This window comes from Kribbella sp. CA-293567, from assembly GCF_027627575.1.
GTDB lineage: Bacteria > Actinomycetota > Actinomycetes > Propionibacteriales > Kribbellaceae > Kribbella.
This window is the reverse complement of the sequence record NZ_CP114065.1, coordinates 4,362,985-4,386,027: the sequence shown is the minus strand read 5'-3', so window position 1 is coordinate 4,386,027 and position 23,043 is coordinate 4,362,985. Positions and strand designations below refer to the sequence as shown.

The following is a 23,043-nucleotide window of genomic DNA, read 5'->3' as shown; positions in this document are numbered from 1 at the left end:
CGAAGCCGGGGCCACAGGCAACGGAGCACTCGGCATCGGCATCGGCCGGGGCGCAGGCATCTGCCGGGGCGCGGGAATCTGCCAGGGCGCAGGCATCGCCCGTGGAGCAGGCATCGGCTGCGGCGCAGGCATCGCCCGCGGAGCAGGCGCCGGCCGGGAAGCAGGCGCCGGGCGGGGATCAGGCATCGCCCGGGGAGGCGGCACGGTCAGCGCGACGTCCAATCGCAGCGGCGTGTGACAGACAGGACACGGGAAGTCAGTACGGTCGGCGTTCATCTGGCGTCCTCCTCGACGGTCAGCCTCACTATCGCCAGGCGGAACGAGTGGGCGCCTGAGTACGTCTACTCAATTCGTCGCGTAGGCTGCTGCGGTCTGCTGGTACGAACAGACCGGCGAGGCGAACACGGGGAGCAAGATGAAGACTGGGTATGTCGAGCTCGCGAGGGCTCAGCAGGAGCGGTGGCAGACCGCCTACGAGCAGGACCAGAATCTGCACGGGACGGCACCGTCGGCCGCCGCCCGCTGGACCGCGAAGCTGTTCGGTGCCGCGGGCATCGATGACGTGCTGGAGCTGGGTGCCGGTCAGGGCCGGGACGCGTTCTACCTTGCCAAGCAGGGATTCAGCGTGCACGCCACCGACTTCAGCACGTCCGCGCTGAACCGGCTCCGGCTGGAAGCGCAGCGCGCGGGGCTGGACGACCGGGTCACCGCGGCGCTGCACGACGTCCGCGACCCGCTGCCGCCGGCCGACGCGACGGTCGGCGCGGTCTACGCCAACGTGTTGCTGAACATGGCCTTCTCCCGGACCGAACTGCGGGCCCTGGTCAACGAGATCCGCCGGGTCCTGCGGCCTGGTGGGCTTTTCGTCTACACCGTCTGGTCGACCCAGGACAGTTGCTTCGGCCGAGGTGAGGACATCGGCGACGGACTGTACGCGAAGGACGGTTTCGCCGGCCGGTTCTTCGATCTCGACCTGGTGCACGAGCTGGCCGACCGCTGGGAGCTCGGTGCCGCCGACGCGTACGAGGAGAACGGCCACAGTTTGTGGCGGGTCACCCAGGCGAAGCCGGCACCGGCAACCTGAAGCCGGCTCTAACTCGCGAAAGACCTGAAGCCGGCTCCAGCTACGGCGTGCCAGGTTGCGGTGTGGTCACCAATGCGAATAGTTGGATTGACTCATCCCGTCGGTTCCGACAGGCTCGGTCCGCGTCTCACCTTCGACCAACGGAGAAACACCAATGCAGTGGTTTACAGATGTCATCAAGAAGTACGCCGTGTTCAGCGGCCGCGCCCGCCGCAAGGAGTTCTGGATGTTCGTGCTCTTCAGCACGATCATCTCGATCATCATCGGCATCGTGGACCGTTTGCTGGGTCTGAACTACGGTGCCAACGACTCCAACGGCGTGCTCGGCACCATCTACACCCTGGCGATCCTGCTGCCGTCCATCGGCGTTGCGATCCGCCGGATGCACGACACCGGCCGCTCCGGCTGGTGGGTCCTGATCAACCTGGTGCCGTGTGTCGGGTTCATCGTCTTCATCGTCTTCGCGGCCCAGGAGGGCAACGCCGGCGACAACCAGTACGGCCCGGACCCGAAGGCCGCTGAGCGCTTCGGTCCCGGTGGCTACCCGGGCTACCCGCCGGCCCCGCAGGCCTGATTCATCCCACGCGATCCCGCCAGCCTGGTTGAGAGACGCCGGTCAGTGGGGGCACCGTGAACAAGGCCCGGCATCCCGTACGACGGGATGCCGGGCCTTCGCGTTTCAGGATGCCTGGCTCACGCTGGACATGTTGAAGTCGGGCACCAGCAGCGGCGGAGTCGCCGTCCGGGTGGAGTCGTCGCCCCACTCGCGGGAGAACGACGGGACCGTCGCCCCGGCCGCGGTGAAGCGGGCGAGCAGATCGACCGGACTCTCGTTGAAGCGGAAGTTGTTGACGGCACCGACCACTTCGCCGTTCTCCACCTGGTAGACCCCGTCGCGGGTCAGGCCGGTGAGCAGCAGCGTCTGCTGGTCCACCGGGCGGATGTACCACAGACAGGTAAGCAGCAAACCGTGTTCCAGGCCGGCGACCAGGTCGTCCGTCGTACCGGTGGCGCCGTCCACCGAGAGCACGTAGTTGTCGACCAGAGGCGTGACTGCTGGTGCGTTGGTGAGGCCCGCGGTGTAACGGCTCTGCATCAGGTGCTCGAGTCTGCCGCCGCGGATCCAGTCGGTGGCGCTGAGGGACAGGCCGTTGTCGAAGACACTGGAGTTTCCGCTCGAAGTCCTGGCCACCGCGAACGGGAGAGTCTCCAGGCCCGAAAGGTTCGGGTCGGATCGCAGCCCGACCGGATGCGGCGTCAGCACCTCACCGATCCGAGTGCCGCCGGTGGGTTTCGAGAAAACGCTGCGCCCCTCGTGGGCGTCGCGGCCGTCCAGCTCCCAGAACAGGAACGTCGTCAGGTCGGCCACTGCGGCGGGAGGGAGCACGGTGGCGTGGCGACCGGCCTCCACCGAGACCGTGCGGGTTGCCCAGCCGAGGCGGCGTACCAGTTCGGTGTCGATGGCAAGCGGGTCGATGTCCCGGAAGTCCGCGGTGGCCGCGCCGACCCAGGCCGACTGGCTGAGGTCGCCACTCTTGCCGGTCGCCGAGACGAAGCCCCGGGGGAGGCTGTGGCGCAAGCGCAGGCCGGTGGAGGATCCGACGTACACGGTGGTGACCTCGTGGTCGGCGAAGCCGTAGAGCCAGCGGTTCTCCTTGCCGGCCCGGGTGAGCGTTGCGCCGAGTGCCGGTGCGAAGTCGGCGTACACGGTGACTGAGGTCTCGTCCGGCTCCAGGTCCCAGTCTTCGCCGACGCTGCCCTCTACGAGCGACTGGGCGTCTTCGGCAGGACTGGACTCGCGTGCAGCGGCCACAGCGGCTTCGACGAGCTCCTGGATGCTCCGGTCGGTCGTGGACGAGCGGCCGACCACGCCGGCCGCCGTACCCTCGCCTGCGCCGACGGTGGCGATCACGGAGACCTTGGTACCGCGCATGGCGCCGTTGGTGGTCAGGGTGTTGTTGGCCCAGCGCAGGTTGGCGCTGGACGTTTCCGAGACCAGTACGACGCAACCCGACGCCCCGGCGGCCGCAGCCAGCTCGAGGCCGCGTTCGATGGTGTCCTGTGGGTTGAGCTGAATGGCGGTCGTCACCGGCCGGCCTCCTGCGTGGTGTTGAGAATGCGGACGTCGCGGAACAGCGCGGACGGACAGCCGTGGCTGACCGCGCCGCTCTGGCTGGGCTGGGCCTTGCCGCAGTTGAGAGCACCACCGAGGACGTAGGTCTGGGGACCACCGACCGCCTCCATCGAGCCCCAGAACTCCGTCGTGGTCGCCTGGTAGGCCACGTCGCGCACCTGGCCGTCGAGCTTGCCGTCGGTGATCTTGTAGAACCGCTGGCCGGTGAACTGGAAGTTGTACCGCTGCATGTCGATCGACCAGGACTTGTCGCCGACGATGTAGATGCCGTTCTGCACCCTGCTGATCAGCTCCTCGGTGGAAGGGCCGTCCGCGGCGGGCTGCAGGGAGACGTTGGCCATCCGCTGGATCGGGATGTGGCCGGACGAGTCGGCGTACGCGCAACCGTTGGAGCGGTCGGTGCCGAGCAGCTCGCGGTTGACCCTGGCCATCCGGCGGTCGACCTGGTAGCCGACCAGGACGCCGTCCTTGATCAGGTCCCACTGCTGGCCGGCCACGCCCTCGTCGTCGTACCCGACGGTGGACAGTCCGTTGACCGCCGTCCGGTCGCCGGTGACGTGCATGATGGGCGAGCCGTACGCGAGGTTGCCGAGCTTGTCGGTGGTGGCGAAGCTCGTTCCGGCGTAGTTGGCCTCGTAGCCCAGCGCACGGTCCAGCTCGGTCGCGTGGCCGATCGACTCGTGGATGGTGAGCCAGAGGTTGGTCGGGTCGATCACCAGGTCGTAGTGGCCGGCCTCGACACTCGGGGCGCTCATCTTCTCGGCCAGCCAGCCCGGGATCTGGGCGAGCTCCTCGTCCCAGTTCCAGCCGGTGCCGGTCAGGTACTCCCAGCCGCGGCCGGCGGGTGGCGCGCAGCTCGCCATGGTGTCGAAGCGGCCGGTCTCGGCGTCGATCGCAGTCGCCCGGAAGGACGGGCCGATCCGGACCCGCTGCTGGGTGGTCGAGGTGCCCTCGGAGTTCGCGTAGAACTTGCACTCGTTGACCGAGGCAACGCGCGCGGTCACGTGCGCGACGCCGGGTGCCTGCAGCAGGCGGTTGCTGTAGTCGGTGAGCAGGGCGACCTTCTCGGCGCGCGGCAGGCTCAGCGGGTCGATCTCGTACGACGAGACCCAGCTGACGTCGTCGTACACCGGCTCGTCGGCGAGCTCGATCCGCTCGGAGTTGATCGGCCGGGAGACCTGGGCCAGGTGCACGGCCTGTTCGGCCACCCGGACCGCCTCGTCGGTCGTCAGCGCGACGCCGGCGGCGAACCCCCAGGTCCCGTCGTGGACGACCCGGACGGCGAGCCCGAGATCCTCGTCGTCACGGGCACTCTCCAGTACGCCGTCGCGCAGCGAGATCGCCTCCGACCGGATTCGCTCGAGCCGGAACTCGGCATACGTGGCCCCGAGATCGGCGGCTCGCTGCAACGCGGCGTCGGCCAACTCGAACCGGGGAAGGTCTAGGAACGAAGCATCGACTTCAGGCACGAGTTCGACCCTAGGCCATCCACGGCAGGAGGCTCATGTGATGCCTGTGTCGCGCTTCCGCGGCCGCGGTCGGTTAGCGTCGGCTCCGTGCCGTTGCCCGATCCGCCTGACCCGTTGCCTGACGCGTTGCCTGGCCTGTTGCCCGATCCGTCCGTCCCCGGGGCGGATCTGCCGGTCCGGACCGTCCTGCCTGCCACGGTCGACGCCGTACGCCGTCACGGCACCGCGGTCCTGGTCGCGCCGCCCGGCTCCGGGAAGACGTCGTTGCTGCCACTCGCTCTCGCCGACGCACTCGGCGGCACGGTCGTGGTTGCTGAGCCTCGCCGGATGGCCACCCGCGCCGCCGCGGCCCGGTTGGCGACGCTGATCGGAGAACCTCTCGGGCGCCGAGTCGGATACGCGATGCGGGGTGAACGCAGCGGTGGCCGCGATCTCCGGGTCGAGGTGGTGACGACAGGCCTGCTCGTACGCCGCCTGCAGCGCGACCCGGGACTCCCGGGTGTCGCCGCGATCGTGATCGACGAGTGCCACGAGCGTCACCTCGATGCAGATCTGCTGCTCGCGTTCTGCGTAGACATCCGCGCGAACCTGCGCGAGGATCTCGCGATCGTCGCGACTTCGGCCACCGCCGACACCGTCACGCTGAGCCGCGCACTCGGCGTTGATCGGCCTGCGCCGGTGGTGACTGCTTCGGCGGCGACCTTCCCTGTGCAGCTCGAGTGGGCGCCGCCGCCGGTCCCGGTGCCGCTACTGCCCGGCGGACGGGTCGACCAGCGTCTGCTGGATCACGTCGCTGCCGTGGTCGAGCGGGCGCTGGGCGAGAATTCCGGTGACGTGCTCGTGTTCGTGCCGGGGGAGGCGGAGATCAATGCGGTGGCGCGCCGGTTGGCCCGGCACAACGTGCTGCCGTTGTTCGGCCGGCAGTCCCGGGCTGAGCAGGATCGGGCGCTGACGCCGGGGGCCACGCGCCGGATCGTGGTCACCACGTCGGTCGCGGAGAGTTCGCTGACGGTGCCTGGCGTTCGGGTCGTCGTCGATTCGGGTCTTGCGCGCGAACCCCGGACCGATCAGTCCCGTGGGCTGGGCACGCTGGTCACCTGCCGGGTGTCGAAATCGTCGGCCGAGCAGCGGGCGGGTCGCGCCGGGCGAGAGGGTCCTGGGCGGGTGTACCGGTGCTGGTCGGCGACCGATCACTCACATCTCGACGATCATGCTGCTCCGGAGATCGCCACTGCCGATCTGGCTGGTTTCGCGTTGGATCTTGCGGTGTGGGGTGCGCCTGGCGGAGAAGGGCTGAGCTTGCTGGAGGCGCCGCCGACGGTGGCGATGGGTGCGGCGATCGAGTTGCTGCGCCGGCTGGATGCCATCGATGACGCCGGCCGGATCACCGAGCGGGGACGGCAGATGGCGGCGATCGGGGCGCATCCGCGACTGGCTCGGGCGCTGCTGGACGGTACGCCGCGAGTCGGTGCTGACCGGGCGCGGGAGATCGTGGCGATGTTGTCGGAGGAGTCCGGGCGGGACTTTGGGGATGACCTGCCGGCGCGGTGGCGAGCGCTGCGGCGAGGCGTCGATCGTGGTGCCACGGCGCGCTGGCGGGAGGAGACGAAGCGGCTGGGGCGCGGCGCTGAAGCCTCGGCGCGAGCGGCGTCGGGTCAGACGGCAGAAGCCGCAGTGGGAGTCGGGTCAACTGGTCGCGCGGTGGGACCCGCAGCAGGGGTCGGGTCGGCTGAGCGGGTTGTGGATGCCGCAGCGGGGGTCGGGTCGGCTGAGTCGGTTGCTCGGGTTGGGCAAGCGGCTGCCGGAACTGGGGCGCGGGTATCGGCGGGCGGTGCCGCGATGGGAGCCGTACCGGATGATTTGGCGGCTGGGATTGTGGTGGGGCTGGCTTACCCCGATCGGATTGCGCGAGCGCGAGACGCCGACTCGGCGACGTACCAGATGTCGGGCGGGACGGGCGCCGCGCTGGATCCGCAGTCGCCGCTGCGGACCACGCCCTGGCTGGCGATCGCGGTGGCCGACCGGGCGCCGGGGCGTGCTGATGCGCGGATCCGTTTGGCGGCGCCGATCGACGAGGCGACGGCGCGTGAGGTCGGCGGTGAGCTGATATCGGTCGCCGACCAGATCCGCTGGGACGATGGGCGGATCGTGACGCGGCGGGTGCAGACACTCGGCGCGATCGTCCTCACCGACGTACCGCTGACCAAGCCCGATCCGCTGCTGGTTCAGGCGGCGGTTCGCGATGGTCTGCGGCGCAGCGGTCTAGGCGTACTGCGCTGGTCCGAGGCCGCTGTCGCGTTGCGCGATCGACTTGCGTTCTGCCACGCCCACCTCGGAGCGCCGTGGCCCGCCGTTGACGATGCGGCACTACTGGCCGGCCTCGACGATTGGCTCGGCCCGGAGCTCACCTCTGTCCGCACCTCTCGCGATCTGGCCCATCTGGACCTCGCGTCCGCCCTACGGCGGCTGCTGCCGTGGCCTGCAGCGACCCGGTTCGGTGAGCTGGCGCCGGAACGCCTGCCGGTGCCGTCGGGATCTCAAGTACGGCTCGCGTACGACGGTGCCGAGCCGCCGGTCCTCGCGGTGAAGCTCCAGGAGGTCTTCGGGTGGACGACGACGCCCGTGGTGGCGGACGGCCGGGTCCCGGTGGTGCTGCATCTGCTGTCGCCGGCTAGGCGGCCGGTCGCGATCACCAGTGATCTCGCGTCGTTCTGGATCCAGGGCTATCCCCAGGTCCGAGCCGACCTGCGAGCCCGCTACCCGCGGCACCCCTGGCCGGAGGACCCCTTGACGGCACCGCCCACGAAACGCGTCAAACCTCGCCAGTAGAAGCCGGAACCAACTGCTCGCTCGCGGTGTAGGAAGAACGCGAGAGAAGAGGAGACGGCATCAGTCAGGTCGACGAGGCAGCGATTCTGGTTCGGGTGCGCGGCGGGGAGACTGCCGCGTACGGCGAACTGGTGCTGCTGCACGCCTCGGTGGCGAAGCGGACCGCGGCGTTCCTCGGCGCCGGCTCGGACGCGGACGACGTCGTGCAGGAGGCGTTCGTCAAGGCCTACCGATCGTTGGCGAGCTTCCGGGAGGGTGCTGCCTTCCGGCCGTGGCTGCTGCGGATCGTGGCGAACGAGACCCGGAACGCGTTGCGGTCGCGGGGGAGGCGAGCACGGCGGGAGGAGTGGGCCGCTCTGCCGGACGAGTTGTTCGACCCGGCGGAAGAGGCGGTTGCCGCTGAGCGACGAGGGCAGTTGCTGGCCGCAGTACGGGAGTTGCCGGAGCAGTACCGGCTGGTGGTGACGTGCAGGTATCTGCTGGAACTGGATGAGCAGGAGACGGCGACAGTACTCGGCTGGCCGCGCGGGACTGTGAAGTCGCGGCTGCATCGGGCGCTGGGTCGACTACGGGCGCAACTACCGGACAGGGAGGTGCAGCGATGAGTTCGTTGGAGGATGACCTCCGGGCGCTCGGCCGGAGCGCCGCTGTGCCGCCCGCTGGCGAAGACCTCGCCGCTGCTGTCCTTGAGCGAGTAGCCCAGCCGCCAGTACGCCGTACCTTCGGCGAGGCGGTGCGGCGACGCTGGCGTTCACTGCTGGCCCTGTTGGCTGTCGTGCTGGCTGGTGCGCTCGTCACGCCGCCAGTGCGAGCCGCGGTGGCCGAATGGCTCGACATTGGGGGAGTGGAGGCAGTACAGGTCCCCAGCGGCCCGACGAGTGCACCGGCTCCTCCAACTGCTTCGGGTGAACTGAGCTTGGCTGAAGCGTCCAGAGCAGCTGGGTTCACTCCGGTGGCTCCTGCTGCGCTGGGTGAGCCCACCGGCGTACAGGCGTCGGCAGGGTTCGTGGCAATGAGCTGGGAGAGCGCGAGCGGAGTGATCCGGCTGGAGCAGTTCGAGGCGGAACCATCGCCGACGTACTTCAAGAAGTACTACGCCGACCTGGAGTATGTGCCGTCGGTCGACGCTTTCTGGTTCAGTACGCCGCATCAGCTCGTCCTGGTGAAGAAGACAGGTGCCCAGCAGACAGTCAGAGTCGCGGGGCCCACACTGGTCTGGGTGCGGAACGGCGTGACGTTCCGCCTCGAAGGCGTACCGGAGAAGGACCGCGCGGTCGAGCTGGCCAGGTGAAGGCGGGAACCAGCCGGCGCGTGGCGGTGTAACCAGCTCAGTCGACGAACAGGAGACCGCCATGAAGCACTGGGTACGCCGTACCGTCCTGCTGATCGCCTTGACCACTCTGGGGATCAGCGCCCTGCCGGCCCACGCGGGCGGACCGACCAGCGTCCTGCTCAGCTCGCGCGATGCCGGCAAAGTAGTTGCCACCGGCTACAACGACAAGGCGTACGCCGAACTGCAAGCCTTGCTCGACACGCAGCCCAAAGGTGAGGCCGACGCCGAGCACCACGGAGTCGGGACCTTCGTCCGGGCGACCTGGCTCATCCACGACGTGACGCCTTGGCGGCTCGACGTGATCTACCCCGACGCGCCGGGTGGCCCCTGGATCGCGACCACCGAGGATCGCGGGGGCTCAGGCCGGCTGCCGGACCAGCCCACCTGGCACCGCGCCGCCGACGGCGTACGTCTGGTCAAGCTGCTCGTCTCGCTGGGCCTCCTGCACCGCAACAACTCCGACCGCAACAACTCCGACAGCGGCAACTTCGGCGGCCCGACCACGCTGCCGCAAGCCGCCCCGCAGACTCCACCGGAAGTCGCGGCCATCGACGACACCGCAACCGACGACACCGCCACCGCGGCCATCCGCACGGAAGAGAAGCCATTGCTCGGCTGGCGCTGGTCGATCCCCGGTTTCCTTCTCGGCGCGGCCGCTACCTACCTCTTCCTGCGCTACCTGCCTCGCCGCCGCTGGCAGTTGATCGACGAGGAGTGACAGCTCCGACACACCGGCCGGTGGGTAAACCCAGGTGCGTGGACTGACATTCTCATCATTCAAGATGTCGGTGGATGGTGGGAGACTCTGGCCTACCGTCGTTCGGCTTGGAGATCAGTCCATCGTTGTCAGGAGTGCACGTGAGTTCCTCGGTCCCCGCGGCCGTCTCACCGACCCGTCAGGCTCTGCGTCGCGTCCGGCGGGACCGGAGTGCCCGGTTCGGGGCCTGGCTGGTGATCGGGCTGGTGGTGATCGCGGCCGCCGCGCCGTTGCTGGTCCGGCTGGCCGGTCAGGACGCCTATACGTACAACATCGGCCTGCTCGATCCGGCCCGTGGCAACGCGCCGCAGGGCACGGCCGGTGGGGTCAGCGGTGACCACTGGTTCGGTGTCGAGCCGCTGACCGGCCGGGACCTGTTCTCCATCGTGGTGCTCGGTCTCCGCACCTCGTTGTTCATCGCGGCGGTCTGCACGGTGGTGACCACGGTGGTCGGCACCCTGGTCGGGATCAGCGCCGCGTACTTCGGTGGCTGGTACGACGCGATCGTCTCCCGCGTGCTCGACTTCCTCTTCGGGTTCCCGCAACTGGTCTTCATGATTGCCCTCGGCATCATCGTGCCGGCCGGCTTCCCGCGCTGGCTGCTGCTGATCCTGGTGATCAGCGTTTTCGGCTGGGCAGGTCTGGCGCGGCTGATCCGCAACCAGGCCAGGTCCCTGGTCACCCGGGAGTTCGTCGAGGCGGCCCGCAGCGTCGGGTCGAGCAGTTGGCACGTGATCACCCGCGAGCTGCTGCCGAACCTGCTCGGCCCGGTCCTGGTCGTCGCCACCATGGCGGTCCCGGGCTTCATCGGTCTCGAGGCGGCGCTGTCGTTCCTCGGTGTCGGCGTACCGCCACCGACGCCGAGCCTCGGCCGGTCCATCTCCGACTCGATCGTCTGGGTCTACACCGGCACCGATCCGTGGTTCCTGCTCTTCCCGGGCACCATGCTGTTCGCCGCGGTGCTCGGTTTCACCCTGCTCGGTGACGGTGTCCGCGACGCCTTCGACGTGCGGCTGCGGAGGGCCAACTGATGCCTGACCTGATCTGGTTCCTGATCCGCCGGCTGTTCGCCACCGTGCTGGTGATGCTCGCGCTCAGCCTGGCCGTCTACCTCGTCTTCTACGCGCTGCCGGCCGACCCTGCCCGCCTCAGCTGCGGCAAACCCTGTACGCCGGACCGGCTGGAGCAGGCGCGCCGCTTCATGCAGCTCGACCAGAGCACGATCCAGCAGTACTTCGCGTTCCTCAAGGGGATCTTCGCCGGCCGGACCTTCGGCGAAGGCGCCGCAGCGATCCAGTGCAACGCACCCTGCTTCGGGTACTCGTTCCCGCTGGCCCGCCCGGTCACCACGCTGATCCTGGACCGGCTCCCGGTCACTGCCTCGATCGCGATCGGGGCGGCCGTGATCTGGCTCGTCGTCGGGGTCTCGCTCGGGGTCGGCGCGGCGCTCAAGCGCGGCAAGCTGTTCGACAAGCTCGCCGTCGGCGCGGCGCTGGTCGGGGTCGCGTCACCGTCGTTCCTGGTCGGGCTGCTGGCGATCCTGGTCTTCGGCTTCTGGCTCAACATGGTGCCGGTGAGTGGCTACGTGCCCTTCACCGAGAGCCCGATCGACTGGGCCTGGCACCTGATCACCCCGTGGCTGGTGCTCGCGGCGCTGTCCTCGGCGTCGTACATCCGGCTGACCCGCGCGCAGATGCTCGAGGAACTCAATCTCGACCATGTGACCACCGCGCGGGCGAAGGGTGCCGGGGAGCGGCGGGTGGTCGTCGTCCACGGCCTGCGCGGCGTCCTGGTGCCGATCGTGACGATCTTCGGGCTCGACCTGGGCAGCCTGCTCGGGGGAGCGATCCTGACCGAGAAGGTGTTCAGCATGCAAGGACTGGGGGAGCTGCTGATCAGCGCCGTCGGCCAGGTCGACGTGGCCGTGGTGGTCGGCGTGACGCTGTTCTCGGCGTTCCTGGTGATCCTGGCCAACCTGGTGGTCGACCTGCTGCACGGCGTACTGGACCCGAGGGTGACGCATGGCTGACCGACCGATCCTCGAGGTGCACGACCTGCACGTCACCTTCGGGACCGAGGGTGGTCCGGTGCCGGCGGTGGCCGGGATCGACTTCGCCGTCGCGCCCGGCAAGACGCTTGCGATCGTCGGCGAGTCCGGCTCCGGCAAGAGCGTCTCGTCGGCGGCCGTGATGGGCCTGCTGCCCAGCAACGCCGAGGTGCGGGGCGAGGTACTGCTGGACGGCCGCGAACTGGTCGGCCTGCCGAACGAGGAACTGCGCAAGATCCGTGGCAACGACATCGCTTTGGTCTTCCAGGACGCGCTGTCCGCGCTGAACCCGTACTACTCCGTCGGCTGGCAGGTGGCCGAGGCGTACCGGCTGCACCACACCGTTTCCAAGAAGGAAGCCTTCCAGCGGGCCGTCCGGATGCTCGACCTGGTCGGCATCCCGGCGGCCGCCCAGCGGGCCAAGGACTACCCGCACGAGTTCTCCGGGGGAATGCGGCAGCGGGTCGTGATTGCTATGGCTTTGGTGAACGACCCGAAGGTGCTGATCGCGGACGAGCCGACGACCGCGCTCGACGTGACCGTGCAGGCGCAGATCATGCGGCTGCTCGAGGACGTGCAGGCCGAGTTCGGCACCGCGCTGGTGCTGATCTCGCACGATCTCGGCGTCGTCGCCGAGGTGGCGGACGACGTACTGGTCATGTACGCCGGTCGCGCGGCCGAGCGTGGGTCGGTGAAGGACCTCTTCTACCGGGCGGCGCATCCCTACAGCCTCGGGCTGCTCGGCGCGATGCCACGCGTCGACGTACCGTCACGGCACCGGCTGGCCACCATTCCCGGCAGCCCGCCGTCACCTGGTTCCGTCGAGACCGCTTGCCCGTTCCAGCCGCGCTGCGCCTACACCCATCAGGTGGGGGAGCGGTGCATCACCGAGCGGCCGGAGCTGACTCCTCGGCCTGGTGAGGGCTACCACGAGGCCGCTTGCCATCTCGGCCGCCGGCCGGAGGTCGCACCATGACCGCCGAGCGGGAAGAACTGCTCCGCCTCGACGGAGTGAAGAAGTACTTCGGCACCGGTTCCGCGCCCTGGCAGCGTTCGCAGTCCGTCAGGGCGGTCGACGACGTCTCCTTCGTCGTGCGGCAGGGCGAGACAGTCGGCCTCGTCGGTGAATCGGGATCGGGCAAGTCGACGCTCGCCCGGCTCTCCACCCGGCTCCTCGACCCGACCGCCGGCAAGGTCTACATCGGCGGTCAGGACGTGACCCGGCTCCGCGGCCGCAGACTCCGCCCGATCCGGCGGCGGATCCAGATGGTCTTCCAGGACCCGCAGGCGTCGCTGAATCCGCGCCAGTCGGTCGGCACGATCCTGACCACGCCGTTCCGGGCGCAGGGCATCCGCCCGACCCGGGCCCAGCTGGTCGAGCTGCTCAGCCAGGTCGGCCTGTCCGAGGAGCACCTCGAGCGCTACCCGCACGAGTTCTCCGGTGGTCAGCGGCAGCGGATCGGGATCGCGAGAGCCCTTGCGGTGAAGCCCGATCTGCTGGTCTGCGACGAACCGGTGTCGGCGCTGGACGTCTCGGTCCAGGCGCAGGTGCTGAACCTGCTCGCGGATCTCAAGGACGAGCTCGGCCTGTCCTACGTACTGGTCGCCCACGACCTGGCGGTGGTTCGCCAGGTCGCCGACCGGCTCGCGGTGATGTACCTCGGCACGATCGTGGAGGAGGGTCCGGCGGCGGAGGTCTACTCCTCGCCGGCTCACCCGTACACGCGCGCGCTGCTGTCCGCCGTACCGGTGCCGGAGCCAGGTGTGGTCCGGGACCGGATCGTGCTGACCGGTGACGTGCCGACGCCCATCGATCCGCCGTCGGGGTGTCCGTTCCGGACCAGGTGCTACAAGGCCGAGGACGTCTGCGCGACGGTCCGGCCGGCCCTCGAACCCGTGGCGGGCGGCGAGCACCGGGCCGCCTGCTACTTCCCCGAACCACCTTCCCCACCTGAACTCTCGAACCCCCCACTGTCTGAGAGGACACTATGAGACGCACCACCCGAGCGATCGCGGCCGCGGCCGCGCTGGCGCTGGCGGTCACCGCGTGCAACGCCAATGACAAGTCCGCTCCTGGCGCCGGTGGTACCGCGGCCGCCGAGCCGGGCGGCACCTTCCGCGTGCTCAGCACGAGCAAGGAGATCAACTTCGACCCGGCGAAGAGCCAGAACCTGGGAACCAGCTCGATCCACCTGGTCCTGCGCGGCCTGACGTCGTGGAAGACCTCCACCGACAAGGCCGCCGAGATCGTGCCCGACCTGGCCACCGACACCGGTCAGCCCAGCGACGGCGGCAAGACCTGGACCTACCAGCTCAAGCCCGGCCTGAAGTACGCCGACGGCTCGACGATCGTCGCCGCCGACATCAAGTACGGCATCGAGCGGTCGTTCGCGCCGGAGCTGTCCGGTGGTCTCGGCTACCACAAGGCGCTGCTGACCGGCGGCGACAAGTACACCGGTCCCTACAAGGGCGCCCAGCTCGCCTCGGTCGAGACGCCCGACGACACCACGATCGTCTTCAAGCTGAACAAGGCGTCCGGTGACTGGCCGTGGATCGCCAGCATGCCGGCCTTCTCGCCGGTGCCGAAGAAGGCCGACACCGACCCGGCGCACTACGGCGAGAAGCCCGTTGCCAGCGGCCCCTATCAGGTCAAGTCCTACGCGCCGGGCTCGCGGCTCGAGCTGGAGCGCAACCCGAACTGGGACAAGGCCAGCGACCCGGCGCGGACCGGCCTGCCGGACGCGATCGTCTTCGACATGGGCCTGCAGGCCGACGTCGTCAACCAGCGGCTGATCGCCGACTCCGGCGACGACAAGTTCGCCGCCAGCACCGGTGCGTCGGTGCCCGCGGCGCTGATCCCGCGAGTGACCGGTGACCCGGCGGTCAAGGCGCGCGTCGCGACGTCGCCGTCGGGTGCGCTGCAGTACCTGGCGATGAACAACAAGCGCCCCGCGCTGGCCAACCCCGAGGTCCGCAAGGCGATCCAGTACGCCGTCGACAAGCAGGCCGTCCAGGTCGCCGAGGGCGGTCCCGAGTTCGGTGGCGAGCTCGCCACCACGCTGATCACTCCCGGGATGCAGGGCCACAGCAAGTTCGACCTGTACCCGGCGCCGCCGGCCGGTGACCCCGGCAAGGCGAAGTCGATGCTGGCCGCGGCCGGGGCGAGCAACCTGAGTCTCGTGATGGCGGTCGACTCCGACCAGCCGACCGGCCTGGCCGTCGCTCAGGCGATCCAGCAAGGCCTGAAGCGAGCCGGGATCACCGTCACGCTCAAGCCGCTCGGCAACGAGGCGTGGGTCGAGGTGGTCACCGGCGCGAAGGGCGACTACGACCTGACGGTGTCGAGCTGGCTGCCGGACTTCCCGAGCGCGATCGGCAACATCCAGCCGTTGTTCGCGACCTCGGAGATCGGCAACGGCGGCTACAACATGTCCCGCTACTCCAACCCGGCCGTCGACACCGCGATCAACGCCGCGACGGCCGAGCCGGACCGGGCGAAGGCCGCCGAACTGTGGGGTGCGCTGGACCAGCAGATCCTGGCCGACTCGCCGCTGGTCCCGCTCATCTACGCCCGCAACGCGTTCCTGCGCGGCTCCAAGGTGCAGAACTTCTACCTGCCGCCCTACCCGCCGTACCCGAACGTGCTGATCGCCGGCCTCAGCAAGTAGCAGGAAGCGCTCAGGTCCGGCCTTCGGTCTCCTGAGCCTCGAAGAGGGTCGGCTGGGTCTCGGCATCGAGTCCCCAGTCGGCCCTCATCACCGCGAAGCCTGCCTTCTCGGCCGCCGCGCAGACCTTCACGTCGTCGTCGACCAAGACAGCGACCGGCCGCTCCTGGGCCAGCGTCCGGAGCCGGGCGAGCTTCATCGTCGCCGACGGGCGCCGGTCGTTGTTGCCGCGCATCAACAGCTTGACGCCGTCGGGGAAGCCGTTGTCCTTCAGCCACTTGACGGTGTCCCGCCGCAACCGCTCGGGCCGGCCGGTCAGGTAGACGATGGCGTGGTCCGCGTCCAGCGTCGTCGCCACCGCGAGACCCTCGTCCAGCACGGCGTCTTCCTTGGCGTGGTCGAAGAACGAGTCCCAGTCCTTCGGCTTCCGGTCCAGGAACTTGATCCGCCGGCTGGTGTCGGACAGCGTCGCGTCGATGTCCAGTACGGCGTACGGGCGTTGGTCGTCAGGCACGCTCCATCATCTCAGAGGCCGGCTTCCCAGGCGCTCCGGTCGATCGCGTACTCGACCTCGCCGTACTCCGTGCCCGGCAGCGGGTCGTCGAAGTGCACGTGGAAGAGCCGCACGAACCGCAGCCCGGCCTTCACCATCACCCGCCGGGACTTCATGTTGACCGCCATCGTGTCCGCGATCACCCTTGCCATCCCTAGCTCGTTGAACGCCCGGTCGATCAGCGCCCGGGTGCCCTCGGTCGCGTACCCCCGCCCCCAGGCCGACCGGTTCAGCCGGTACCCGACGTCGACCGTCCCGGCCTCGCTCGTCGGCTGCAACCCGAACCACCCGAGGAACTGCCCGGTCGACTGCTCGTGCGCCGCGAACGTCCCCAGATCCGGGTGCGTCTCGTACCGCGCGAGGATCTCCGGCAGCACCTTCTGCTCGATCTCCGCCCGTGGCGTCGGCTCGCCGGTCAGGTACCGCATCACCTCGGCATCGGAGTCCAGCTCCACCAGCAGGTCGGTATCGCCCGCCGTGAAGCGGCGCAGTACCAGCCGCTCGGTCTCGAGATAGGTGTCCATGCAGTGATCCTCGCGACCCCGGCGGCCCGCTTCAACTCGATTTGGTGTTCGAATGGCGGGCACTCGGAGTGTTCTGGGTGTGTTGATTGGGTGCTGGTGAGCGGGGCGGGTTAGCGTTCTCGCGCGATGAACGACTCGATCACCTTTCTGCACAGCTCCGACTGGCAGCTGGGCATGATGCGCCGGTTCCTGGGGCCGGACGGTCAGGCTCGGTGGGCTCAGGCGCGGCTGGACGCCGTCATGCGGATCGGGGACGTCGCGAAGCAGACCGGCGCGGCCTTCGTGGTGGTCACCGGGGACGTCTTCGAGCACAACCAGGTCGAGCGGCAGACGATCCTGCGCGCGGGTGAGGCGCTGAAGCGGATCGAGGTGCCGGTGGTGCTGCTGCCGGGCAACCACGACGCGCTCGAGCCCGGCTCGCTCTGGTCGTCGGCGCAGTGGTCGGCGCACGCGCCGGACCACGTGATCGTGGTGACCGACAGCCGGCCGTTCGAGGTGGTGCCGGGCGTCGAGATCGTCGGCGCGCCCTGGCGATCGCGCCGGCCGGTGTCGGATCCTGCGGCTCCCGGGTACGCCGACCTGAAGCCCGCTCCTGCCGGGACGACGCGCATCCTGCTCGCGCACGGGCAGCTGACCAGCCTCAGCGGCGGCATGTCCGACGTACCGACGATCGACCAGGTCGCGCTCGAGGCGGCCGTCGCGGACGGGCGGCTGCACTATGTCGGTCTCGGCGACCGGCACTCCACCACCGAGGTGACCGAGCGGATCTGGTTCTCCGGCACGCAGGAGGTCACCGCGCCGGAGGAGACGCAGCCGGGCAACGTGCTGAAGGTGACGCTCGGCGCCGGGACCGTCGAGGTCGAGCCGATCAGGGTCGGCGCCTGGCACATGGTCGAGCATCACGCGGAGCTGTACGACGAGGAGTCGCTGACCGCGCTGGAGGACTTCTTCGCCGAACTGCCCGACAAGGAGCGGACCTACGTCCGGCTCGCCGCCGACGGGTCGCTGCCGCTGCCGCTGCTGAGCCGGCTGGACGCGATGGTCGACGCGCAGGGTGAGGTGTTCGCGAGCGTCGAGCGGTGGGCCAAGTTCTGGACGGTCCGGCCGGCTCCGGACGCCGCGGACCTCGACGCGCTGCAGCTGAGCGGACCGGCGCGGGCCGCGATGGAGGAGTTGCGGCAGGCTCTGGCCGGTGGCGACGAGGGCGCGGGCGCGGCGCTCACTCTGATGCACAGGCTGGCGCGGGACGCGGGATGAGGCTGCATCGACTGACGCTGCGGAACTTCCGTGGCGTCAAGGACCGTACTGTCGACCTGCCTGGCATCGGTACCACGGTGATCGTCGGCGACAACGAGGTCGGCAAGTCCAGCCTGGTCGAGGCGTTCGCGCTGGTCTTCGACTTCCCCGACGACTCCAAGTCGACCCGGATCCGCGACATCCAGCCGGTCGGCCAGGACGTCGCCCCCGAGGTGACGGTCGAGCTGACCCTGGGTGGGCGCGAGCTGACCTACACCAAACGCTGGCTGAAGAACCGCTCGACCGAGCTGTCGGTGGTCGAGCCCGACGGACGGCGGCAGACCTTCACCGGTCGCGAGGCGCACAACGAGGCCGAGCGGCTCTTCGCCGAGAACGTCGATCCCGTGCTCTGGCAGACGTTGATGGTCGGCCAAGGCCAGTCGCTCGTGCTGCCGACCCCGGCCGACGCCGAGCCGCTGATCACCGCGGTGACCGCCGAGTCCGGTACTCCGGTCGACGGCGCTTCGATGCCGCTGGTCACGGCGGTCGAGCACGAGTATCTCCGCTACTGGACCCGTGGTGGTCGCCCGACCGGTGACTTCGCCAAGTCGGCCCAGCACGTCGCGGCGGCCGAGCTCGCCGCCGAGCAGGCGCTGAAGGCGATGGACGAGGTGCTGTCCGACATCCGCCGGGCCGAGCGGCTCGCGCTCGACGTGGCCGACCTGTCCGGGCGGCTGGAGACCCACCTCGAATCGGTCGAGGACCTGCGCGAGCGCAAGAAGGCGACCGACGAGATCCTGCTCCGGCGCGACTCGATCCGCAGCCGTGCCGAGACCGCTCGCGCCCGGCTGGAGAACCACACCCGCACCCGGCTCGAACGGGAACGGCTGCTGGCCGACGTCGAGCGGTTCACCAGGGCCGACCTCGACCTCGCCGAGCGGCGGTCCGAGGCCGAGACCGTGGCGCGGAAGGCGTCCGAGGTCGTGCATGCGGCCGAGGCCGCGCTGGCAGAGGTCGTCGAGCTCAAGGACGAGCGGCGGGCCGAGGTCCAGGACGTGGAGCGGCTCGTCTCGGCGCTGATGGACCGGGCCGAGCTCGATCGCCTGCTGGGCCAGCAGACCGAACTGGTCGACGTACGGGCCCGGATCGCTGCCGCCGGAGCGGTGCTCGACGCGATCCTGGTCGACGACGCGCTGGTCACCGCGCTGGAGGACGCGCGGGCCAAGGTCGTCGAGGCGCGCGCCGCGCTGGCGGCCGGCGTACCGGAGGTGTCGGTACGGCGGCTGGGTGGCGAGGCGGTCGAGTTGTCGGGGACCGGGCTGGATGCCGGGGCCGGGCAGAAGGCGCCTTCGTCGCTGGGCGAGGACGGATCGATCGAGCTGCTGGTGTCCGGCGAGCTGGTGGTCGGCGTACCGGGGGCGGTGGAGGTCAGGGTCCGCGCGGGTGGCGAGGCGGCGACTCTGCGGGCGGCCGTGGACGAGGCTGTCCGGCGCGAGAAGGATCTGCTGAAGAAGGCCCGGGTCAAGGATCTGGCGGCCGCGCGGGAGCTGCTGCGCAAGGGTGATCTGGCCTCGGCGGAGCTGCAGGAGGCCCGGCGGACGGAGAGGTCGCTGACTTCGGGCGGCGACCCGGCGGAGCGGATCGCGGTGCTGACCTCGCGGCTCGGGTTCGTCGAGGGCGAGGAGGCTGAGGAGCCGGCGGCCAAGCAGCCTGCCGATGTGAGCGTGCCCGGGCAGATGTCGCTGTTCGAGCAGTTCGAGCCGGATGAGAACGCCTTCGACTTCGCCGAGCTGGAGATCCCGGAGCCGCTGGAGGTCGGCGAACTGGCGGTCGCCCAACGACGGCTGGAGAACGCCCGCGCCGGCCTGGCCGAGGCGGAACGGTTGCTGGCCGACGCGGAGTTCGCGGCCGCGCAGGCGCGGAAGGCAGCCGACGAGGATCGGTCCGAGGCGCAGCAGGCGCGAGCCCGCGCGGAGCTGGCGGGAGAGCGGTTGGCCGCCGCCGTCGAGGCGCTGGAGGCTGCGCGTGCGGTGCTGGCCGACGACGAGGTCGAGGCTGCCGAGGTCGAGGCGACCGGTGAGGTCGAGGCGGTGCTCGACGAGCTGACCGCCGTACAGGAGCAGGTCGACGAGGCCGGGGCCGATCGCGTCGCTGACGAGTTGGCGAACGCGCTGGCGGTCGCGGACCGGTTGCGGCGAGAGCGGGACGGATTGCGCGACTCGCTGCGAACGACCGAGGGCCGGCTGGAGCAGTCGGGGCGCGACGGCCTGGCGACCCGCCGCGACACGGCCGAGCTGGAACTGGCGGCGATCCGGCTGGAACACGAGAGCCTGAAGCGCCGCGCCGACGCGGCTCGCCGGGTCTACGAGACCCTCGGCCGGCATCGCGCGGAGGCGCAGACGAAGTACTCCGAGCCGTTGCAGACCCGGATCGAGGCGCTCGGCCGCACGGTGTACGGACCGTCCTTCCGCGTCTGGCTGGACGACGATCTCGCGGTCGCTGAGCGCGAACTGGACGGCGCGCGCCTTCGGGTGGACGCGTTGTCGACGGGCGCGCAGGAGCAGCTCGCGATCATCACCAGGCTCGCGATCAGCCACCTGGTGAGCACCGGCGAGGGGAGCGTCCCGGTCATCTTCGACGACGCCCTCGGCTGGTCCGACAAGGCCCGACTGCGCGACATGGGCGCGTTGCTGGGCCGCGCCGGCGACCACGGCCAGGTGATCATCCTGACCTGCATGCCGGACCGGTACGAGTCCGTTCCCCGCGCGACCTACCTCAAGCTCGAGTCCTGAGCGAGCCCGCCTCGTTGTAGCGTGCCGGGCATGGGTTCGCCGGTGGTTCGCGTCTACACCGCCCGGTTCTCGGGTCTGTCGACCGTTGAGGCGCTCGACCGGCTTCGCGAGGTCAGTGGCCTGACAGCTCGCGGGCGGCTGGACGACGATCGCTCGGAGGAGTTCGGTGTCCGGCGGTTGCGGGACACTCCCGGTACGCCGGTGATGCTGCGGCTGTACCGCGAGGACGGCCGCTGGTCCTTCGTTCTCACGTATCAAGGTGATCCGCCGGCGAGGGAGCTGCTGGAGTCGGTCCGGACCGGCGTACGGGATGCGGTGGCCGCGGCCGGCGCAGTACTCGATGAGGAGCTTTGAGATGTACCCCGTCGATCCGGCGAACGGGTATCGGGTCCGGGCACGGGATCTGGAGTTCCTCGGGTACTCCGAGGAGCAGCTCGGCTGGTGGCAGGGCAAAGCGGCGCCGAACGGTCTGACGCCGGGGCAGTTCCGCGAGTTCCGGACGAGTCTGCTGGACGCGCTGCGTGGGGACGGCATCGCGGTCGACTCGGTCGAGGCGTTCGTGAAGGGATCGAGCGTCACCTTCTTCGGGAACACTCGCAAGTCGTTGCCGACCGCCGCCGAGCTGACCGGCCTGCCCGAGGCGAAGGCACGGCTGGACAAGTGGCTCGGCGACGATCCCGATCGGCCGCGGTCGCGGCTTTTCGACGCGATGCACCGGTTGGGGCTGGAGCAGCCGAGCGATGTGGATCTGGTGATCAGTTCGGACGAGATGGTGCGGCGGGTCCGGGAGCGGTTCGCGAGCGATCCGGCGCACGGGTTGGACGACTACCTGCACCCGAAGTACAGGTTCGTGCGCAAAGCGCTGATGAATGAGACCTTTCCGGGGCTCGCTGACTGGGCCGAGCGCTGGCAGGGCCAACTGGGAAGGGAAGTCACTCCGGCTGTGTTCGGGCTGCGGGAGGAAGAGGTCGAGCCGCCTGACCTGGACCAGGGCGTGCGGTGGAAGATCGCCGGTCCGGAGGCGCTGCCGTTGGGGTCTGCCGCCGCCGAGGTCGAGCGGCTGGGCGGACGGCGTTCGTACGAGGACGTGCTGCGGGTTGCTCCGCCTGTGTTGCCTTCGCCGCCGGAGAGTGCTGCGTTGCGCGGCAACCAGGTGTCCGCGGTCGATCGGGCGTTGCTGCGGTTCCTGGACGCCGAGGTGAATCTGTCGGCCGATGCCTACCGGGTGCTGGGTGAGCGCGTCGGTCAGGTACATCAGGCCTTCACCGCGGACACGGTCTTCTCGGCGAACGAGAACCGGCTGCTGGGGCAGGGCAGTTGCTTCTTCGGTACGGCGATCCAGCCGGTCGCCGGGCGCGGCCTCGACGTCGACGTACTGCTCGAGCTTCCGTATCGGGCGGACTGGGAACCACGGCGCTATCTGACCGAAGCTGAGCGGGCTCTGCGCGAGAGCGGTGTCGGTGCCGACGCGGTGGAGCGGCAGAGCCGGAACGTGCGGATCGACTTCCCGGGCGAGGTGCATGTGGACGTCGTACCGATGGTCATGCTGCCGTCGGGCGAGAAGGCGATCGTGAACTTCGACGAGGACGCGTTCCAGCCGGTCGATCCGGCCGGGATGGCGGAGTGGATCGATCAGCAGGACGAGCGGTCCGGCGGCAGTTTGCGGCCGGTGGTGCGGCTGCTCAAGTACGCCAGGGCAATGGATGGGCAGTTGCCGTGTGCACCGATCTCGCTGACCGTGATGCTGGGCGAGCAGGTCAGGTCGTCCGCGGAGATCACTCGGGACAGTGGGTTGACCGGTGATCTGTCGCGGCTGGTCGACGGGCTGTGCGAGGCCACCGCGTCGCCGGAGCAGAAACCGCGGATCGTCGATCCGAGCCGGCCGGAGGTGAACTTCGACCATCGCTGGAAGTGGGGCGACTATCAGCAGTTCCGGGTCGGCATCCGCGACTACCGCGAGCGGTTGACGACTGCGCTGCGGACCGATCCCGAGGGCTTGCGGCCGGAGGTGTGGACGCCGGTCTTCGGGCGGGAGTTCGCGCGGTATCTGGAGGGTGGTGGGGTGGAGCCGGCTTCGTCGTCGGAGTCCGAAGTTGGTCGGCGGGGGAACGGCGTCCGGCGGGATGTCGGCGGTGTGGGTCAGGGGAGTGGCGACTCGCGGCGAGATGCCGAGGCTGTGAAGCAGGGAAGTGGCGACTCGCGGCGAGATGCCGAGGCTGCGAAGCAGGGAAGCGGTGACCCGCGGCGGGATGTCGGGGCTGCGGGGCAGGGAAATGGTGGCTCCCGGCGGGATGTCGAGTTGCGGGCGTCGATGGCCAAGGCCTTCGGTGGGGCGGTGCCGACGGGGCGAGTGGTCCGAGCAGTTGAGTCGCGGCAGGGCGGCGTACGGGCGGTGGATTCGCCGGCTGTGGGAGATCGCGGGCGGGACTAAGGGGTGACCTCTCGAACGGCACCGGCGAGGACGACGTCCGCCGCGACACCCCGTGGTGGACTTACTTTTACGACGAAGCGATGGCTGACTGACTGCACCGCCTGAACGCCGTACGGGACCTCTGACAGTGAACGGCCGCACCCTCACTCAGCGCGCCCTCGCCTACCTCTGGTCCCTGGACCCCCGCCA

Annotated in this window: 19 protein-coding genes; 15 read left to right on the top strand and 4 right to left on the bottom strand. The window is 69.7% G+C overall.

Annotation, left to right across the window (positions count from 1 at the left end):
- Positions 1-415 precede the first annotated feature (415 nt).
- Together OX958_RS20090 and OX958_RS20085 are read left to right on the top strand one after the other, a co-directional pair.
- The gene (locus OX958_RS20090; RefSeq protein WP_270130500.1) at positions 416-1,084 is read left to right on the top strand and encodes a class I SAM-dependent methyltransferase; all 669 of its coding nucleotides are present in this window, start codon (positions 416-418) and stop codon (positions 1,082-1,084) included.
- Between the two features lie 154 nt (positions 1,085-1,238).
- Positions 1,239-1,658: a DUF805 domain-containing protein gene (locus OX958_RS20085; RefSeq protein ID WP_270130499.1), complete on the top strand. Its 420-nt coding sequence runs from the start codon at positions 1,239-1,241 to the stop codon at positions 1,656-1,658.
- 105 nt (positions 1,659-1,763) lie between these two features.
- Here the strand turns inward: OX958_RS20085 and OX958_RS20080 are convergent, their stop codons facing one another.
- Both OX958_RS20080 and OX958_RS20075 read right to left on the bottom strand, forming a co-directional pair.
- A complete protein-coding gene (locus tag OX958_RS20080; RefSeq protein WP_270130498.1) occupies positions 1,764-3,173 on the bottom strand; it encodes a metallopeptidase TldD-related protein in 1,410 nt (469 codons plus the stop codon).
- On the bottom strand, positions 3,170-4,687 hold the full coding sequence (locus OX958_RS20075; protein WP_270130496.1) for a TldD/PmbA family protein: 1,518 nt from the start codon (positions 4,685-4,687) through the stop codon (positions 3,170-3,172). The genes OX958_RS20080 and OX958_RS20075 overlap by 4 nt, the downstream gene beginning before the upstream one ends.
- Before the next feature lie 87 nt (positions 4,688-4,774).
- On the opposite strand from OX958_RS20075, the gene OX958_RS20070 reads away from it, so the two are divergent.
- From OX958_RS20070 to OX958_RS20030, 9 genes are all read left to right on the top strand, one after another.
- Complete coding sequence (locus OX958_RS20070) at positions 4,775-7,516, top strand: ATP-dependent RNA helicase (RefSeq protein ID WP_270130494.1); 2,742 nt, start codon at positions 4,775-4,777, stop codon at positions 7,514-7,516.
- Between the two features lie 95 nt (positions 7,517-7,611).
- On the top strand, positions 7,612-8,121 hold the full coding sequence (locus OX958_RS20065; RefSeq protein ID WP_270130492.1) for an RNA polymerase sigma factor: 510 nt from the start codon (positions 7,612-7,614) through the stop codon (positions 8,119-8,121).
- A complete protein-coding gene (locus tag OX958_RS20060) occupies positions 8,118-8,807 on the top strand; it encodes a hypothetical protein (protein WP_270130490.1) in 690 nt (229 codons plus the stop codon). Before OX958_RS20065 ends, OX958_RS20060 begins: the two co-directional genes overlap by 4 nt.
- 61 nt (positions 8,808-8,868) lie before the next feature.
- Positions 8,869-9,567 (top strand): hypothetical protein, encoded by a 699-nt coding sequence (locus OX958_RS20055; protein ID WP_270130488.1) that lies wholly within the window; start codon positions 8,869-8,871, stop codon positions 9,565-9,567.
- Between the two features lie 140 nt (positions 9,568-9,707).
- Positions 9,708-10,637 carry an ABC transporter permease gene (locus tag OX958_RS20050; RefSeq protein WP_270130486.1) on the top strand — a complete coding sequence of 310 codons (930 nt, stop codon included), beginning with the start codon at positions 9,708-9,710 and terminating at the stop codon, positions 10,635-10,637.
- On the top strand, positions 10,637-11,635 hold the full coding sequence (locus OX958_RS20045) for an ABC transporter permease (protein WP_270130485.1): 999 nt from the start codon (positions 10,637-10,639) through the stop codon (positions 11,633-11,635). Before OX958_RS20050 ends, OX958_RS20045 begins: the two co-directional genes overlap by 1 nt.
- Positions 11,628-12,629, top strand: coding sequence for an ABC transporter ATP-binding protein (locus OX958_RS20040; protein ID WP_270130484.1), 1,002 nt, complete (start codon positions 11,628-11,630; stop codon positions 12,627-12,629). Before OX958_RS20045 ends, OX958_RS20040 begins: the two co-directional genes overlap by 8 nt.
- A complete protein-coding gene (locus OX958_RS20035; RefSeq protein ID WP_270130482.1) occupies positions 12,626-13,645 on the top strand; it encodes an ABC transporter ATP-binding protein in 1,020 nt (339 codons plus the stop codon). Before OX958_RS20040 ends, OX958_RS20035 begins: the two co-directional genes overlap by 4 nt.
- Positions 13,642-15,321 (top strand): ABC transporter substrate-binding protein, encoded by a 1,680-nt coding sequence (locus tag OX958_RS20030; RefSeq protein WP_270130480.1) that lies wholly within the window; start codon positions 13,642-13,644, stop codon positions 15,319-15,321. Before OX958_RS20035 ends, OX958_RS20030 begins: the two co-directional genes overlap by 4 nt.
- Positions 15,322-15,331: 10 nt before the next feature.
- On the opposite strand, the gene OX958_RS20025 is transcribed toward OX958_RS20030, so the two are convergent.
- Positions 15,332-15,832, bottom strand: a complete 501-nt coding sequence (locus tag OX958_RS20025) for a phosphatase domain-containing protein (protein WP_270130478.1) — start codon at positions 15,830-15,832, stop codon at positions 15,332-15,334.
- An 11-nt stretch (positions 15,833-15,843) separates the two neighbouring features.
- Complete coding sequence (locus OX958_RS20020; RefSeq protein WP_270130477.1) at positions 15,844-16,395, bottom strand: GNAT family N-acetyltransferase; 552 nt, start codon at positions 16,393-16,395, stop codon at positions 15,844-15,846.
- 126 nt (positions 16,396-16,521) lie between these two features.
- Between OX958_RS20020 and OX958_RS20015 the strand changes: the two genes are divergently transcribed.
- The 4 genes from OX958_RS20015 to OX958_RS20000 are packed head-to-tail and all read left to right on the top strand — an operon-like array spanning position 16,522 to position 22,854.
- Positions 16,522-17,652, top strand: coding sequence for a metallophosphoesterase family protein (locus tag OX958_RS20015; protein ID WP_270130476.1), 1,131 nt, complete (start codon positions 16,522-16,524; stop codon positions 17,650-17,652).
- Complete coding sequence (locus OX958_RS20010; RefSeq protein ID WP_270130475.1) at positions 17,649-20,423, top strand: AAA family ATPase; 2,775 nt, start codon at positions 17,649-17,651, stop codon at positions 20,421-20,423. The genes OX958_RS20015 and OX958_RS20010 overlap by 4 nt, the downstream gene beginning before the upstream one ends.
- A gap of 30 nt (positions 20,424-20,453) precedes the next feature.
- Complete coding sequence (locus tag OX958_RS20005; protein WP_270130474.1) at positions 20,454-20,777, top strand: hypothetical protein; 324 nt, start codon at positions 20,454-20,456, stop codon at positions 20,775-20,777.
- 1 nt (position 20,778) lies between these two features.
- Positions 20,779-22,854 (top strand): nucleotidyltransferase domain-containing protein, encoded by a 2,076-nt coding sequence (locus tag OX958_RS20000; protein ID WP_270130473.1) that lies wholly within the window; start codon positions 20,779-20,781, stop codon positions 22,852-22,854.
- Positions 22,855-23,043 lie beyond the last annotated feature (189 nt).

Coding starts and splice junctions, on each gene's coding strand:
- OX958_RS20090 (WP_270130500.1), top strand. CDS start 416: ATGAAGACTGGGTATGTCGAGCTCGCGAGGGCTCAGCAGGAGCGGTGG.
- OX958_RS20085 (WP_270130499.1), top strand. CDS start 1,239: ATGCAGTGGTTTACAGATGTCATCAAGAAGTACGCCGTGTTCAGCGGC.
- OX958_RS20060 (WP_270130490.1), top strand. CDS start 8,118: ATGAGTTCGTTGGAGGATGACCTCCGGGCGCTCGGCCGGAGCGCCGCT.
- OX958_RS20055 (WP_270130488.1), top strand. CDS start 8,869: ATGAAGCACTGGGTACGCCGTACCGTCCTGCTGATCGCCTTGACCACT.
- OX958_RS20045 (WP_270130485.1), top strand. CDS start 10,637: ATGCCTGACCTGATCTGGTTCCTGATCCGCCGGCTGTTCGCCACCGTG.
- OX958_RS20040 (WP_270130484.1), top strand. CDS start 11,628: ATGGCTGACCGACCGATCCTCGAGGTGCACGACCTGCACGTCACCTTC.
- OX958_RS20035 (WP_270130482.1), top strand. CDS start 12,626: ATGACCGCCGAGCGGGAAGAACTGCTCCGCCTCGACGGAGTGAAGAAG.
- OX958_RS20030 (WP_270130480.1), top strand. CDS start 13,642: ATGAGACGCACCACCCGAGCGATCGCGGCCGCGGCCGCGCTGGCGCTG.
- OX958_RS20020 (WP_270130477.1), bottom strand. CDS start 16,395: ATGGACACCTATCTCGAGACCGAGCGGCTGGTACTGCGCCGCTTCACG.
- OX958_RS20015 (WP_270130476.1), top strand. CDS start 16,522: ATGAACGACTCGATCACCTTTCTGCACAGCTCCGACTGGCAGCTGGGC.
- OX958_RS20010 (WP_270130475.1), top strand. CDS start 17,649: ATGAGGCTGCATCGACTGACGCTGCGGAACTTCCGTGGCGTCAAGGAC.
- OX958_RS20005 (WP_270130474.1), top strand. CDS start 20,454: ATGGGTTCGCCGGTGGTTCGCGTCTACACCGCCCGGTTCTCGGGTCTG.
- OX958_RS20000 (WP_270130473.1), top strand. CDS start 20,779: ATGTACCCCGTCGATCCGGCGAACGGGTATCGGGTCCGGGCACGGGAT.